Consider the following 13,995-nt stretch of genomic DNA (forward strand, 5'->3'; position numbering starts at 1 on the left):
GAGGAACCCCACCATGAACACCCCTCTCAGCAACCCGCTCGACGAGACGCCGCAGTACACCGAGTCCGGACTCCCGGTGTACGTGGTGCTGGACACCTCGCTGTCCATGAAGGACTTCGAGCCGCTGCTCAACGACACCCTGGAGTCCATCCACCAGACGATCGTCACCTCCCCGCAGGTGCAGGAGTTCGTGCACCTGTCCGTGCTGTCCTTCAACAGCCGGGCGCACGTGGTCACGGCCATGACCGAGATCGACGACGTCCAGCGCCTGCCCGTGGTCACCTGCTCGGGACGCACCAACTTCGGCCCCATGATCCGTCTGGTGCGCAGCCGCATCGAGCACGACGTGCCCGCGCTCGGCAGCCGCGGCATCCAGGTGCTGCGTCCGCTGGTCTTCGTCCTCACCGACGGCGCCCCCACCGACGAGCAGGACCTGCCCGGCGAGAACTGGCACGACGACCTGGACGAACTCCTCGACCCCGGCTGGAAGCCGCACCCGAACGTGATCACGTACGGCTTCGGCCGGGCCAGGGAGTCCGTCCTGCGGCGGCTGTCGACGGTGGCCGCCTTCGTGGCCGTGGAGGGCGGGGACAACCGGGAGGCGCTGCGCGCCGCCATGACGAGCCTGCTCAACTCGATGGTGGCCTCCGCCGAGTCGCACGCGCTGGAGGTGCCCACCGAGGTGCGGGGCTACCGCTCGGTGCCCCTCGACGTCATCTTCGACTGACGCGGTCGCAGCGCGGCGCCGTCCGGTGGGTCACGGCCGGGGCGGGGCCGCGAGCACGTCGGCGTACCACCGGAACAGCCGCGGCGCGGGCTCCCCGCCGCCGGCCGCCAGCAGCACCGCCCAGCACCGGGCGGCGAGTTCCCGCGCCCGGGCGCCGGCCCAGGGGCGCGGCAGCAACTCCGGCGGCAGCAGCGGGTCCGGGGCCATGGCCCGGGTGAACTCCGCCGCCAGCTCCACCGCCAGGACGAGCCGGTGCGCCCCGTCAGCGTGCTCGGCGCGGGACAGGCACTGCTCGGCGAAGTCGGCCAGCCGCTCGTGCCGTTCGGCGATCCGGGCCAGCGGCCACAGCGCGGCGGCCAGCGCCACGGGGTCGCCCACCTCGCCCACCCGTAGGTCCTTGCTGGTGAGGAAGGTGACGGCGGACAGCACGCCGAGGTGGCGGGCGTGGGCCTCGACGAGTTCGTCGACGTCGTTGGCGCACGCGTACAGACCGCCGTGGACCGGCACCGCGCCCAGGTGGACGAGGGTGTCGCGCAGCGCGTCCCGGGCGGCGCGCCGGGACTCGGGGACGGCGAATCCGTAGAGGTGCCAGGTGCCGTCCCAGGGTGCGAGCCCGGCGTCCTGGAGATAGGCGTGGCGGACGTACGCGGCGTCCGGGACGAGCGCGCCGGTCGGGTCGGCGACGGCCCGCAGCACGGCCTTGCGCCCCCGCCCGTCCTGGGTGAACCGCCCTTCGTCGACCAGCCGCCGCACGCACAGGCGCACCTGCTGGTCGCTCATGCCCATCAGCGCCGCGACGGCGTACAGCTCGCCGGCGTCCACGGTGCCGTCCTCCCGTACGAGGGCGTCCACCAGCAGGCGCGTGGGGACCTCCGGCCGGTGGTCGGCTCGGGGTGCGTCGTCGCGGTCTTCCGCGGTGGTGCTGGTCATCGCGAGCAGCATAGCCGAGTTGCGCTATCGCATCCGATACGTTCATTCTCAGTACGAGCGTTTCTGATGCAAACGAAATGAACGAAGGGGGATGGGCGTGCTCGATTCCTGTGTGGTGGGGGCCCGCGGATGGTGCGGTGGGCGGGCCGGGGAGGTGGCGTCATGACGTCGACGGTGGACGCGTCGGTCGGCGCGGGCGGCAACCGAGCAGACAGGGGGGCTGCGGCGGGCGACGCGGCCGGCCGGCTGGCCGCGGTCGACGTGCTGCGCGGCTTCGCCCTCTTCGGCATCCTCGTGGTGAACATCGGCTTCCTGGCCTCCGCCTACCACGGCAGCGGAGCGGAGCAGCCGGGCGCCGGCGGCCCGCTGGACACCGCCGTCTCCGCGCTGACCTCGGTGTTCTTCGAAGCCAAGTTCTTCCTGCTGTTCTCCTTCCTCTTCGGCTACAGCTTCACGCTGCAACTGGCCTCCGCCGAGCGCCGCGGCGCCCGCTTCGCCCCGCGGTTCCTGCGCCGCCTCCTCGGCCTCTTCGTCCTGGGCGGTCTGCACGCGGTCCTGCTGTTCCCCGGCGACATCCTCACGACGTACGCGGTCCTCGGTCTGGTCCTGCTGGCGGTGCACCGCATCCGCCCGCGGGTCGCGGTGTGGATCGGCGTCACCCTGCTCGTGGTCACCTCGGTCGGGTACCTGCTGCTGGCCGCCGCGGCCGCGGCGGCGGGCACCGGGGGCGTCGACGAGACGGCGGCAGCCGCCGACGCGGCGCGGGCCACCGAAGCGCTGCGCGGCGACGCCGCCTCCGTCATCGGTGCACACCTGGACCAACTGCCGTCCGTCGCCTTCCTGCTGGTCTTCTTCCAGGCGCCCTCGGCGCTGGCCGCGTTCCTCCTCGGCCTGGCGGCGGGACGCCACGGGGTCATCGGCCGCCTCGCCGACCTCACGCCGCTGCTGCGCCGGCTCCAGTGGACCGGCTTCACCGTCGGCCTGGCGGGCGCGGTCGCCTATGCGTACGTCAGCACCACCAGTACGAAGGACGCCGGCCAACTGCTCGCGCTCGGCATCGACGTGATGACGGCGCCGCTGCTCTCCGCGGCGTACGCGGCGACCGTGCTGCGCGCGGCCACCGGCCGGCACGCCGAGCGGCTGGCCGCGGTCCTGGCGCCGGCCGGGCGGATGGCGCTGAGCGTGTACCTGTCCCAGTCGCTGTTCTGCGCCCTGCTGTTCACGGGGTACGGCGCGGCGCTCTCCGGTCGCGTCCCGCCGTCGGGCGTCGCCGCGATCGCACTCGCGCTGTTCGCCGCCCAGGTGATGGCGAGCCGCTGGTGGCTGCGGCGGCATCCGTACGGGCCCGTGGAGTGGATCCTGCGGGCCTGGACCAACCTCGCCCGCCCCCGCTGGAAGGGGCCGGCGACATAGGGCTCCCCCGCCAGGGCCTGTCTTACGGGGCGGCCGGACGCGTTTCCAGTTGCCGCATGGTCCGTTTCCCTGACGTAGCAGGGGTCTCTGCGCCATCCTTGAGCCCTGGCGCAACCGACGTTCCGCGCCGCGCCCCGGGGAAGGGCGCCCCAACCGGCCCGGCCCGCGGGAAACGCCCCGCATCAGCGCGCCGGCAAGGGTATTGCAAGGGTCCTGCAAGGAAAGTGCCCGGTGCGCCGGGCATCCCCTCGTCGAAGTTGGACGCAGCGACGAGCGATGGGGGATCGCGTGTCTGTCACAACGACGAAGTCCGCACTGATCGAACAGGGCCACTGGCTCACGGTGCGGGACTGCAAGAGGGTCCTCGTGGTCGTGCACACGGTGACCTTCGCGCAGCGGCTGCGGGAGGTCTTCGACCTGCTGGAGGCGGATCTGCGGGTCCAGTTGGTCTTCACGACCGCGCCGCACGCCTTCGGAGCCGGAGTCACCCAGTTCTTACAGGACCTGGGCATCGCCACGGTGCCCTGGGAGGAGGCCCTCCGGGCCGAGTTCGACCTGGCGCTGGTCGCCGGCTCCCGCGGAGTGCACGAGCTGCGCGCCCCCGTGGTGCGCATCTCGCACGGAGCCGGCCACAACAAACTGCTCACCGACGTCTCCAGGCTGGCACCGGGCGAGCGCCGTTCGCCCGGGATGCTGAGCCGTCAGCACCTGCTGCACGAGGGCAAGGTGCTGCACGCGGCGGTCGTCTACAGCCACACCCGGGCACTGGAGGAGCTGGCGGTCTCCTGCCCGGAGGCGCTGCCGGTGGCCCACGTCGTGGGCGACCCGTGCGTCGACCGGATCACGGCGGGCGCGCCCCGGCGCGCCGACTACCGCCGGGCCCTGGGCGTCGAGCCCGGACAGAGGCTCGTGGTCGTCTCCTCGACGTGGGGGCGGGCCTCGACCTTCGAACGGCTCGACTGCCTGCTGCCGCAGCTGCTCGGCCAACTGCCGGGCGACGGCTACCGGGTCGCGATCATGCTCCATCCGAACGTCTTCGCCGGCCACGGCACCTGGCAGGTGCGGGGCTGGCTGGCCGCCTGCCGCGGCCGGGGGGTCGCGGTCGTGCCCCCGGAAGCCGACTGGCAGCCGCTGCTGATCGCCGCGGACTGGATCATCGGTGACCACGGGTCACTGACCGCCTACGGAACGCTCACGGAGGCGACGATCCTGCTCACGGCCGGCCCGCGGCGCGAGGTGTCGGACCGCTCGCCGGCGGCGCTGCTGAGCGCGGTGGCGCCGGTGATCCTGCCGGGGCACCCGCTCGCCGAGCAGTTGGAGTACGCGGCACGGCTGCGCGGCCCGGGACGGTACGACGAGGTCGCGCAGACGCTGTCGTCGGTGCCGGGGGAGTTCCACCGGCGGATGCGGTCGGTGCTGTACCGGCTGCTGGACCTGGGCGAACCGGCGTTCCCGCCGCGGGTCGCCGCGCCGCCGCTGCCGCCGGCGCTCACGCAGTGGGAGGTCCGCGCGGGCGAGGGGGCGGCGCAGTGAGCCGTACGCGGCGGTACGCATCGGGTGTCTGTGGCGTCTTGGGCGCTTCCGGTGCTTCGGCCGTGGCCGCGGTCTCGACGGTCGGGGAGGCGGAACCGACCGCGGCGTGGGCCGCGGTGTGCTTCCATCCGGCCCGTTCTGGTGCGGCGTCCCGTCGGGGCGGTGGTCGACCGGCCTTCCTGATGTGGCGCTCGGACGTCGCGCGCGGGCTCGTCCTCGTGCGGTCCACCGCGGTGCCGGCGCCGGACCCGTGCCCGGACCCGGCCCCGTGCCCGTATCCGCGCGGCGGTCGGCCGCCGTGCGACGTGCACCTGCGGGCGGACCCGGTCGGCTCCCAGCTGGCGCTCCACGCCGACGTGCTCGTGGACCGCACGCCGCTGCCGCCCGCGGAGGCCCACCGTCGGGCGCGCGAGCTGCTGGTGGCCCACCCCGGCTGCCTCGTCGCCGCCGTGCCCGACGTCGCCGCGGGATGCGTCGTCGGGGTGCGGGACGGCGGGGGCGGCGTGTGGTGCGCACGGTCGCGGCCGGACGGCCACGGGGTCGCGGTCCCGACGCCGGTGTTCGCGTCCGTCGTGCACGCGTGGGTCGCGGCCGGCGGGGCACCCCGAGAGCTGCGTTCCGTCTCGCTCGTGAGCCGGTGACGCGGCACTGAGGACGGGCCCCGGACATGCCCCAGGGGCAGCCTGGTGGCGTCGTGGGTGCACCCACGACGCCACCAGTGCACCGGTCGCGGTGGTCACTGCGGCAGCCCTCACGCCTGCCGCAGCTCCCGCAGCCGGTCTTCCATCCGCTCCGCGTCCGCGGGGTGCAGCCGTTGGAAGAGGTCCCGCGCGTCCTCGTAGCAACGGGCCGCCTCCGCCGGGTCCCCGCGGGACTCGGCGGCTCGGCCGAGCCACTCCAGACAGCGCGCCTCCCAGTGCTCCGACCGGCTGTCGCCGGCCCGGAAGCGCGCCAGGGCCTCCAGCAGCAGCCGGGTGGCCACCTCGGCGTCGCCCGCGCGGTCCAGGACGTGCCCGAGGAGGGCCCGTACCCGGTTCGCCTCGTACGACTCGCCCAGCGCGGCCAACTCGGCTTCCGCCAGGCGCAGATGTACGGCAGCGGCCTCCAAGTCGCCGGCGGCGAGCGCGGTCTGGCCCAGACGCCGCCGGGAGAGCGCCACCCCGCGTCCGTAACCGATCGACTCGCGCAGCCGCAGCGCGTGCTCGAAGTGCTCGCGCGCCGCGTCGAGCCGGTCGGCCAGCAGCTCGACGTGCCCGAGCCCGTTCACCGCCTGCGCCTGCTGCCGTACGTTCCCGTCCTCGACGGCCAGCTCCAGCGCCTCCCGGTACCAGACCGCGGCCTCCTCGTACCGCGCGGCGTTGCGCAACCCGATCGCACCCGAGGTGAGCATCCGGCCGATGCCCGGCCGCGATCCGCTCCGACGGGCCGCTTCGAGGCCGAGTCGATGCGCCTCGATCCAGAGGTCCGACGGTCTGAAGCGGAGGAAAAGCGGCCACAACAGGTCAGTCAGCCGCCAACAGGACGTGTGCCAACCCGACTCGGCACAGTGGCGCACCGCACCCATCAGCCCGTTGCGGTGCGTGTCCAGCCAGGCCAGCGCCTCCGTCGCGTCGTCGAGCGGGGTCGGCGGCGCGTCGGGCTCAGGAACGTCGGGCAGGGGCAGGTGGTGGCTGGGGGTGAGAATGCCCTCCGCCACGACGGCGGTGGACAGGCACCAGTCGACGAAGTGCCGCAGCGCGCGCTCCCGCTGCTCACGATCCTCCAACTCTTCGCCGAGCCGTCGCGCATGCGGACGGACCAGGTCGTGGAAGCGGTACGTGCTCGGCCCCGTCTCCTCCAGGAGGTTGGCCTCCACGAGGGCGTGCACGGCGTGGTCGGCCTCGTCGTCGTCCTCCTCGCCGGCCGCGGCGCCGCTCCTCGGGTCGACGGCCGCGACGCAGGCGAGCATCGACAGGTCGTGCCGGTCGGTCGGCAGCAGCCCCATCCGCCGGTAGAGCGCGGCGCTCCGCCCCGGCAGCACGTCGTACGACATGTCCAGCGCCGTGCGCATCACGGCCTCCCCGTCGACCCGCAGCGCGTCGATCGCGCCCCGCCCGCGGGACAGCAGCTCGGCCAGCGCGGACACGGTGCGGTGGGGCCGTACGGCGAGCTGGGCGGAGGCCAGCGCGACGGCCAGCGGCAACCGCCCGCACAACCGGACCACCTCCCGCGCGGCGGCCGGCTCCCGGGCCACCCGGGTCCCGCCGCCGGCCGCGGCCAGCAGCGCGACGGCGGACTCCGCCGGCAGCCCCTCCAGCCGGCGGAAGGCCGCGCCGTCGACCTGGAGCCCGGTCAGATGGCTGCGGCTGGTCACCACGGTGAGCCCGGTCGGCGCGCTGAGCAGCAGCGGACGCACCTGCGCGGCGGTGAAGGCGTTGTCGAGGAGGACGGCGAGGCGCAGGTTCGACGTCATCGACCGCCACAGCGCGTTCCGCTGCGCGACCCCGGCCGGCACGGCGGGCGCGCCGAGCGCGATCAGGAAGGCTTCCAGGACGGTGGCGGGGGAGACGGGCCCGCTGGCCCCGTCGGCTCCGGGCGCGCCCAGGTCGGCGTAGAGCATGCCGTCGGGGAAGCCGCCTTCGTGCGCGGAGAGCCAGTGGGTGGCGAAGGTGGTCTTGCCGACGCCCGCGAGCCCGCTGATGACCAGTACCTGGGGCGCGTGGGCGGGCCGCTGGTCGCGGAGGGCGTCCAGGGCGGTGCGGTCGGCCTCGCGGTCGACGAAGCGGGGGGTGACGGGCGGGAGTTGGCGCGGCACCGGCATGGCGGGGGGCGGTGGCGGGGGCTGCGCGGGGGAGGGGTGGAAGTGGATGCCGCCGTGGACGTCGCGGGCTTGGATGCTGGGCCCGTGGAGGACGGCGTCGCCACTGATGGTGTTGCCGGTGGCGGGGTGGGGTGCGTACGGGACGGGGGCGTCCGGTTGGTCCGGGACGGGGTCGTCCGACTGGTCCGGGACGAGGTCGTCCGGTTGGTCCGGGACGAGGGCGGCGTCTGAGCCCGGGCCCGTGCTCACGCCCGCGCCGTAGCTCCGTAACCACTCCGCGAGGAGACTGCTCGTCGTCGGGTCCCGAAGCGCCGCCCCGCCCAGGGCCTGGGCGAGTTCTCGCCAGTACGACGCTTCGGGCGGCGGTCTCCTGCCGCCCTGCGGGGGCCACAGCCGCGCCACCGCCGGATCCGCCAGCGCGGCGGTGCCCACGACCCGTACCAGGCCGTGCCACGCAGGGGGTTCCGGGTCGGCGCCACAGGCGACCAGTGCCGACAGCAACGCATCCCGCTCGCCCGAGGAGGAGGCTCGCATGCGCACCACTCCTTTCGCTACCTCGACATTCACTCCCCTCCCGGGGCCCGATGTGAACAAGCACCGTCGCGCAATCAGCCAATTCGGGTTGGTGACGCCAGGCTGTGGACGTCCGCTCCGGGCCCGTGAAACCCTCGAATGCTCGAAATTGCTCGACATTTCAGCAGGCCCAACCGTCGGGGGTGGTCGCTGGTGGACTTCGAGATCCGACTCTCGGGCTCGGTCGAGGTCAGGGCGGCCGGCCGGCGCTGCGACCTGGGTTCGACCAAGACGCGCCTCACGCTGGCCGCGCTCGCGTGGGACGCGGGCCGCACGGTGAGCGTCGACACCCTGATGCACCGCATCTGGGACGAACACCCACCGGAGAAGGCGAGGAAGGCGCTGCACGCCCACATCTCCCGGATCCGCTCCTCCCTGCGGAGCGCCGGGGCGGACGGGCCCGAGGTCGTCAGCCGGACGAACTCGTACGTGCTGCACGTCGATCCGGACCTGGTCGACCTGCGCTGCTACACCAGCTGCGTCGAACAGGCCCGGGCGCTGCGGGACAGCGACGACCGGGACGGGGCGCTGGCCCTGCTGGAGCGGGCGGACGCGCTGTGGCGCGGCGAACCGCTGGCGGGCATCGCCGGCTCCTGGGCCGACCACCTGCGCGCCTCCGTCGACGAGACCCACCTCGTCGCCGCCATGACCCGGGCCGACATCCACCTCGGCGACGGCAAGTTCGCCGACGCCGTCCCCGTACTCCTGCCCCTGATCGAGGCGCACCCCGTGGACGAGGCGCTCGCCGAACGCCTGGCCATCGCCCTGTACGGCGGCAACCGCACCGCGGAGGCGACGCGGCTGCTCCAGCGCACGCGCCAGCGCGTGGTCCGCGACATCGGCCTGGACGCCGGCCGCGGACTGCACCGCGTCCACCAGGGCATTCTGTCGGGCACCCCGGCACCGGCCCTGTTCCGTCAGGCCGGTGGCGAAAGGGTCCCCGCCCGCCCGGCCCGCCGCGCCCCGGACAACCTGCCGCGCGACGTCCCGTGGGTCGGCCGCCACGACGAACTCCGCCGGCTCGGCGCGGCGCTCTGCGAGGGCGGCGGCACGTCGAACGTGGTCACCGTCGAGGCCGTCGACGGCCTGGGCGGCGTGGGCAAGACCGCGCTCGCCGTGCACCTCGGCCATCGATTACGGGAGCGCTTCCCCGACGGCAGCGTCTTCCTCCACCTCGGCGGAGGCGCCCCCGACCGCACCGCCCCCACCCCGACACGGGCCCTGACCGAACTCCTCCGGCTGATCGGCCTGGACGCCAAGGAACTCCCGCACGACATCGCCGAACTGACAGCCCTGTGGCGCTCCGTGGCCCGCGACCGCCGCATGCTGGTCATCCTCGACGACGCGGCCGACTCCGACCAGGTCCGCCCCCTGCTCCCGGGCGCCTCCCCGACGGCGATCGTCGTCACCAGCCGCCGAAGGCTCCCCGGCCTGCCCGGGGTGCGCCCCTTCTTCCTCGACCTGCTGCCGCCGGAGGACGCGGCGAACCTCTTCGCCCAGCGCCTGGGCCCGGGGCGCCGCGGCGACCCGGCGGAGGTCGCGGAAATCATCCGTGATTGCGGCTACTTGCCCTTGGCGATCGAGATCGCCGCGAGCCGCCTCCTCGCCCGCCCTTCCTGGACCACGGCGGACCTGCTGCGCCAGCTGCGCGCGGGAAGAGGCCGGCTGTCCCAACTGCGGGACGGCGAACGCGATCTCTCGCACGTCTTCGCGCTGTCCTACTACGCCCTGAACCACGAGCAGCAGTTGGTCTTCCGCCGCATGGGCCTGCACGTCGGCGTCGAGTTCGGCCCGTCGGCGGTGGCGGCGCTCACGGGTCTCTCCGTGGACACGGCGGGCCGGATCCTGGAGGAACTCCTCACCCATCACCTGGTGTTCGAGCCGACCCCGCATCGATTCAGACTTCATGACCTGTTGGGCGACTACGCACGCTCCCTGGTCGACTCGGGCGAGTTCGAGTCCCCGGAGGAGTCCCGCCGCGCGGTCCACGCCCTGGTGAACCACTACGTCCACACCGCGGACCGCGCGGACCGCCTGGCGTATCCGTTCCGCTCGCGTACGGACCTGGACGCCGAGGGTCGCGTGACGCCGATCCAGGAGATGGCGAACGCGCACGAGGCGGAGCAGTGGCTCCTGGCCGAGGCGGCGAACCTCCGCGACACCCTGGACTGGCTCTCCCACCACGGCACGGACCACCAACTCTCCCTCTCGGTGCACGTCCTGGCCGGCTTCCTCGACATGGAAGGCCCCCTGACCACGGCCGAGCCCCTGCTGCGACGGGCGGTCGCCCACTGGACGGCAGCGGACGACGGCCCGTCGCGCGCCCGGGCCCTGCTGGACCTGGGTGCCGTGCAGACCCATGCGTCGCGCTTCACCGAGGCGATCGCGACCCTGCGGCAGGCACTGGACGCGGCTCGTGCGCTGGGAGACCGCGATCTGGAGAGCGAGTCCGTCCACCAGCTCTCCATCCTGCTGTGGCAGACCGGTGAATACGCCACCGCGCGAACGCTCCAGAAGAAGGCGCTCGGCTTTCTGACGGCGAATGGAGACGCCCTCCGCATTGCCCGCACGCAGAACCTGCTGGGGATCGTCCATCTCCACCTGGCCGAGAATCGAGAAGCACTGAATTGCTTCACGTCGGCACTGTCCGCCTTCACGGAAATCGGGGACCAAAGGGGACGCTACAGCACGCTCAATAATTTGGGCAAACTCCATCAGCGCACGGGCCACCCCGACGCGGCGGAAACGGCGTACAGGGAAGCAATGGAAGCCGCACAGGGCCTCGGGAACAAACGGGACAGGGCGATGCTCCGGGTGAACTTCGCCAGCGCGCTCGAAACCCTGGGGAAGGCCGAGGAGGCCCTGGGGCTCTACGAGTCCGTGCTACCCGTCTTCCGCGCCGCTGACGACCGTCGCGGCGAGGCCATCGCCCTCAACGGCCTCGGCAGGGCGTGCCGCGCCGTCGGCCGAGGTGAGGAGGCGCTCGGCCGCCACGTCGCGGCCCTCGCGGTGACCCGCAGGATCCACGCCGTCGGCGATGAGTGCGACGTCCTGTACGACTTGGCGCTCACGGAGCGCGAAACGGGCCGGGCCACCCAGGCCGTGAGTCATCTGGAGGAGTCCCTCGCCGTCAGTAAGCGGCTCGGAGCCCCGGTGGAGGAACTGCGCGCGGAGCGGGCGCTGAGCGAGTTGCGGGCGACGCTGGGCGGCCACGCCTTTTAAATGCGCAATGCATTCATCGGGCGATGAAATTGCACTCGCCCGGGAATTGGTGTGGACCAATCGTCGGCGTGAATGGGTCGAGGTTCCCGCAGGTCCTTCCTTGGTGTTACGCGTCAACTGGAACCCTGTACGATCACTCGCATGGGTGGCGACGTTGCCACTCCGCGGGATACCGCGCGCCCTTTTCCGATGAGTTCAAGACAGGACTGCAAGGACCGATGAACGGAGCAAAGTACGCGATGAGGTTGGCCATATTCTCCTGTATCGCGTATTGGGTAGCGAATGGCGGGGCGACGAACTTCCCCGTGTGAGAAGTCGGGCCCGCCTCGCCGCAGGTCAGGAACTCTCCCGCCCAGCACCGGCGGAAGGGGTCCTGACCTGCGGCTCTTCTGTGGGTCGCTAGACGACCTCGATGCCGTACTCCTGGATCAGTTGCTCCAGACCGCCCTCGTATCCGTTCCCACCCGCCACGAAGTCCCAATCCCCGTTCGCCCGCCGCCGGAAGGACCCCAGCACCAGCGCGGTCTCGCCGGCGCGGCCGTCGGAGACCTGGAGCTGGTCGAGCGGCGTTCCCTCCGCGTCCAGCAGCCGGATGCCCGCGTTCGTGAAGCCCGCCAGGTCCGCCGTGGGGTTCGCCTCGGGGTCGACCGCGGCCACGATGACGAGACGGTCGGCCCGTGCCGGCAGCGCATCGAAGGCGACCTGGATCGCCGCCCTGTCCGGCGCGACGGGTATCAGCGCCCGTACCGAACCGTCCGGCGTCCGCGGGTTGTTGAAGAAGACGAAGTGCTCGTCGTCCAGCACCCGGTTCCCCCGGCACACGAGCGCGCACACGTCCAGGGCCACGCTCCCCGACCAGAACATGCCCAGCACGTTGTGGTCGTCCGAACGGGTCTCCTCCTCCGGCGCGGTCCGTTGCGCCGGCACCGACCCCCCGCTGCCACCACGGCCGCTGCCGCCGCCCAACCGCCCGCGCAGCCCGTGCCGGTGCAGCAGGTCGACGAGTTCGGCGCCCGCCACCAACTCCAACGGCTTGCCGTTGGCGAACGCGTGCGAGCCGGGCCCGAACCCCGACGTCGTCACCAGCACACCCTTGTTCGCGCCGGCGTCCTGCACCGTCCCGTACAGGTCCCGCACGGCCGTCGGCGGCACGGTGTTGCGGTAGCGCTTCACCTGCACCACGATCTTCCCGCCGCGGATCGGCGTCGGATCGAGCGCGTCCACGTCCACCCCGCCGTCGTTCGAGCGCTGGGTGGTCACGGCCTGCATCCCCATCGCCCGGAACAGCTCGGCGACCAGCGACTCGAAGGCGAGCGGATCCATCTCGTACAGATCCGGCTCCTCGTCGCCCCCGTGCGTGACGACACCGCTGCCGACGTCCTCGGGCACCCGACCGGGCCGTACGGCCACGTACTGGTCGGGCCGCGCCGACAGCTGCCCCCGCAACCCGTCCACCAGGCAGTTGACGGCGTTCACCTGCTCCAGGTGCAGCTCGGTGAAGGTCGCGCGGGGCGCCATGACCGTGCCCAGGAAGATGGACGCGCGCCGCCCCGTGGTCGGGTCGTGGTCATCGACAAAACCATTCAAAGCGACCGATTCCAGCGCCCCGAACTCGTCCGCCGCGAACAGATCGCGCAGTACCAGCAGCAGACATTGAGCCAGCACGTCCCGGTAGAGCGCGCGCCGCTGCGTCACCGGCCGCGGCGCCTCCTTCTCCTGGTCCGCGTTGATCATGTAGCGGACGGCCTTCGCCTCCGGCACGACGTCGTACCGGGGAAGCTCCCAGTTCATGACCAACTGCCGCGCGCCCGGATCGTACGCGGCGGACACCTGCCGGGGCAGTTCCTCCGGCCAGCCGGTCGACGCGTACAGGGCCGCGGAGAAGTACGCCACCGTGGCCTCCGGATCCCCGTTCCGCAGCCCCGTCGTCATCTCCACGATGCCCGCGTTGTGCTGACGCACCTCGCTCAACTGGCCGTCCACCCACTGCTGGTACTGCCGCTGGTACGCGGCCAACTGCTGCTGCCGCTGCGCCTCCGCCGCCTGTGCCGCCTGCCAGTCCCGCTCGAACTGCGCCCGCGCCTCGGCCTGCGCCTGCGCCCGCCGGGAAGCGGTCCAACCACCCCGCGGCTGGTACTGGTTCGGATCCGGCATCCGTACGGGCTGCGCCAACTGCCCCGGTGCGAACGGCTCCACCTGCTCCACCCGCGCCAGAGCCCCCGCCCGAAACGCCGGCGCCCGACACCCCGCGGCCAACAGCCCCTGCAAGGACTCGACCCGCGCCTCGATCTCCTCGGTCCGCCGCCGCGCCTCCGCCTCCCGCATCTCCCGGTAAGCCGCCCGCTGCTCCCGCTGCCGCCGCGCCGTCTCCCGCTGGTAGGCCCGCTGCTGCCGCTCCAGATCCCGCTGGTACCGGGCTTGCGCCTCCTGTTGACGTTGCTGCTGCCGCTGCGCTTCAGCCCAGATCCCGACCAACCCATTGGAGCGACGGCTCATGCTCGACAGGCCCTCCCCACCAGGACCTCGACGCACGCACACCGAGCCCCGGCCCCATAACCACCAGTGATGACACGACTTTAATGCGCAAAGCCCCGCGGGCCCATGCACTTCCACCAGATCGGACGCCCTGCCTTGCCTGCGCCGCGCGGGCCGAGGCGCCATCCACGGACGCATCTGCGTCGCCGTGATCGGTGCAGGCCGCTAGGGCCTGTCTTACGGATCTTGCTGGGCTCGCGTGCCCTGGCACCATTCCCCCTGGGCCTTCGGCCCGGGAGGTGCCCCCACTCCGCCCTGTCGT

General features: G+C 72.8%; 8 protein-coding genes. 5 read left to right on the plus strand and 3 right to left on the minus strand.

Annotated elements, in window-relative coordinates; all coding sequences use genetic code 11:
• Positions 1–13: 13 nt before the first annotated feature.
• Positions 14–727 (plus strand): hypothetical protein, encoded by a 714-nt coding sequence (locus tag AB0E05_RS31200; RefSeq protein ID WP_361969843.1) that lies wholly within the window; start codon positions 14–16, stop codon positions 725–727.
• Positions 728–757: 30 nt separating this feature from the next.
• On the opposite strand, the gene AB0E05_RS31205 is transcribed toward AB0E05_RS31200, so the two are convergent.
• Positions 758–1,657, minus strand: a complete 900-nt coding sequence (locus tag AB0E05_RS31205) for a PaaX family transcriptional regulator C-terminal domain-containing protein (RefSeq protein WP_361969846.1) — start codon at positions 1,655–1,657, stop codon at positions 758–760.
• Positions 1,658–1,819: 162 nt separating this feature from the next.
• Between AB0E05_RS31205 and AB0E05_RS31210 the strand changes: the two genes are divergently transcribed.
• The 3 genes from AB0E05_RS31210 to AB0E05_RS31220 all read left to right on the plus strand — a co-directional run bounded on the left by AB0E05_RS31210 (position 1,820) and on the right by AB0E05_RS31220 (position 5,244).
• A complete protein-coding gene (locus AB0E05_RS31210; RefSeq protein ID WP_361969849.1) occupies positions 1,820–3,070 on the plus strand; it encodes a DUF418 domain-containing protein in 1,251 nt (416 codons plus the stop codon).
• Positions 3,071–3,358: 288 nt separating this feature from the next.
• Positions 3,359–4,603 (plus strand): hypothetical protein, encoded by a 1,245-nt coding sequence (locus AB0E05_RS31215; protein WP_361969852.1) that lies wholly within the window; start codon positions 3,359–3,361, stop codon positions 4,601–4,603.
• Between the two features lie 62 nt (positions 4,604–4,665).
• On the plus strand, positions 4,666–5,244 hold the full coding sequence (locus tag AB0E05_RS31220) for a hypothetical protein (RefSeq protein WP_361969855.1): 579 nt from the start codon (positions 4,666–4,668) through the stop codon (positions 5,242–5,244).
• 110 nt (positions 5,245–5,354) lie between these two features.
• Here the strand turns inward: AB0E05_RS31220 and AB0E05_RS31225 are convergent, their stop codons facing one another.
• Positions 5,355–7,937 carry a tetratricopeptide repeat protein gene (locus tag AB0E05_RS31225; RefSeq protein ID WP_361969857.1) on the minus strand — a complete coding sequence of 861 codons (2,583 nt, stop codon included), beginning with the start codon at positions 7,935–7,937 and terminating at the stop codon, positions 5,355–5,357.
• A gap of 192 nt (positions 7,938–8,129) precedes the next feature.
• Between AB0E05_RS31225 and AB0E05_RS31230 the strand changes: the two genes are divergently transcribed.
• The gene (locus tag AB0E05_RS31230; RefSeq protein WP_361969860.1) at positions 8,130–11,198 is read left to right on the plus strand and encodes a tetratricopeptide repeat protein; all 3,069 of its coding nucleotides are present in this window, start codon (positions 8,130–8,132) and stop codon (positions 11,196–11,198) included.
• 399 nt (positions 11,199–11,597) lie between these two features.
• On the opposite strand, the gene AB0E05_RS31235 is transcribed toward AB0E05_RS31230, so the two are convergent.
• Positions 11,598–13,694: a restriction endonuclease gene (locus tag AB0E05_RS31235; protein ID WP_361969862.1), complete on the minus strand. Its 2,097-nt coding sequence runs from the start codon at positions 13,692–13,694 to the stop codon at positions 11,598–11,600.
• Positions 13,695–13,995: the final 301 nt, after the last annotated feature.

The sequence above is a fragment of the Streptomyces sp. NPDC048057 genome (genome assembly GCF_040653095.1).
GTDB lineage: Bacteria > Actinomycetota > Actinomycetes > Streptomycetales > Streptomycetaceae > Streptomyces.

Bases quoted from the DNA above. Each gene is read 5' to 3' on its own strand.
- AB0E05_RS31205 (WP_361969846.1), bottom strand. From the start codon at position 1,657: ATGACCAGCACCACCGCGGAAGACCGCGACGACGCACCCCGAGCCGAC.
- AB0E05_RS31235 (WP_361969862.1), bottom strand. From the start codon at position 13,694: ATGAGCCGTCGCTCCAATGGGTTGGTCGGGATCTGGGCTGAAGCGCAG.
- AB0E05_RS31210 (WP_361969849.1), top strand. From the start codon at position 1,820: ATGACGTCGACGGTGGACGCGTCGGTCGGCGCGGGCGGCAACCGAGCA.
- AB0E05_RS31200 (WP_361969843.1), top strand. From the start codon at position 14: ATGAACACCCCTCTCAGCAACCCGCTCGACGAGACGCCGCAGTACACC.
- AB0E05_RS31225 (WP_361969857.1), bottom strand. From the start codon at position 7,937: ATGCGAGCCTCCTCCTCGGGCGAGCGGGATGCGTTGCTGTCGGCACTG.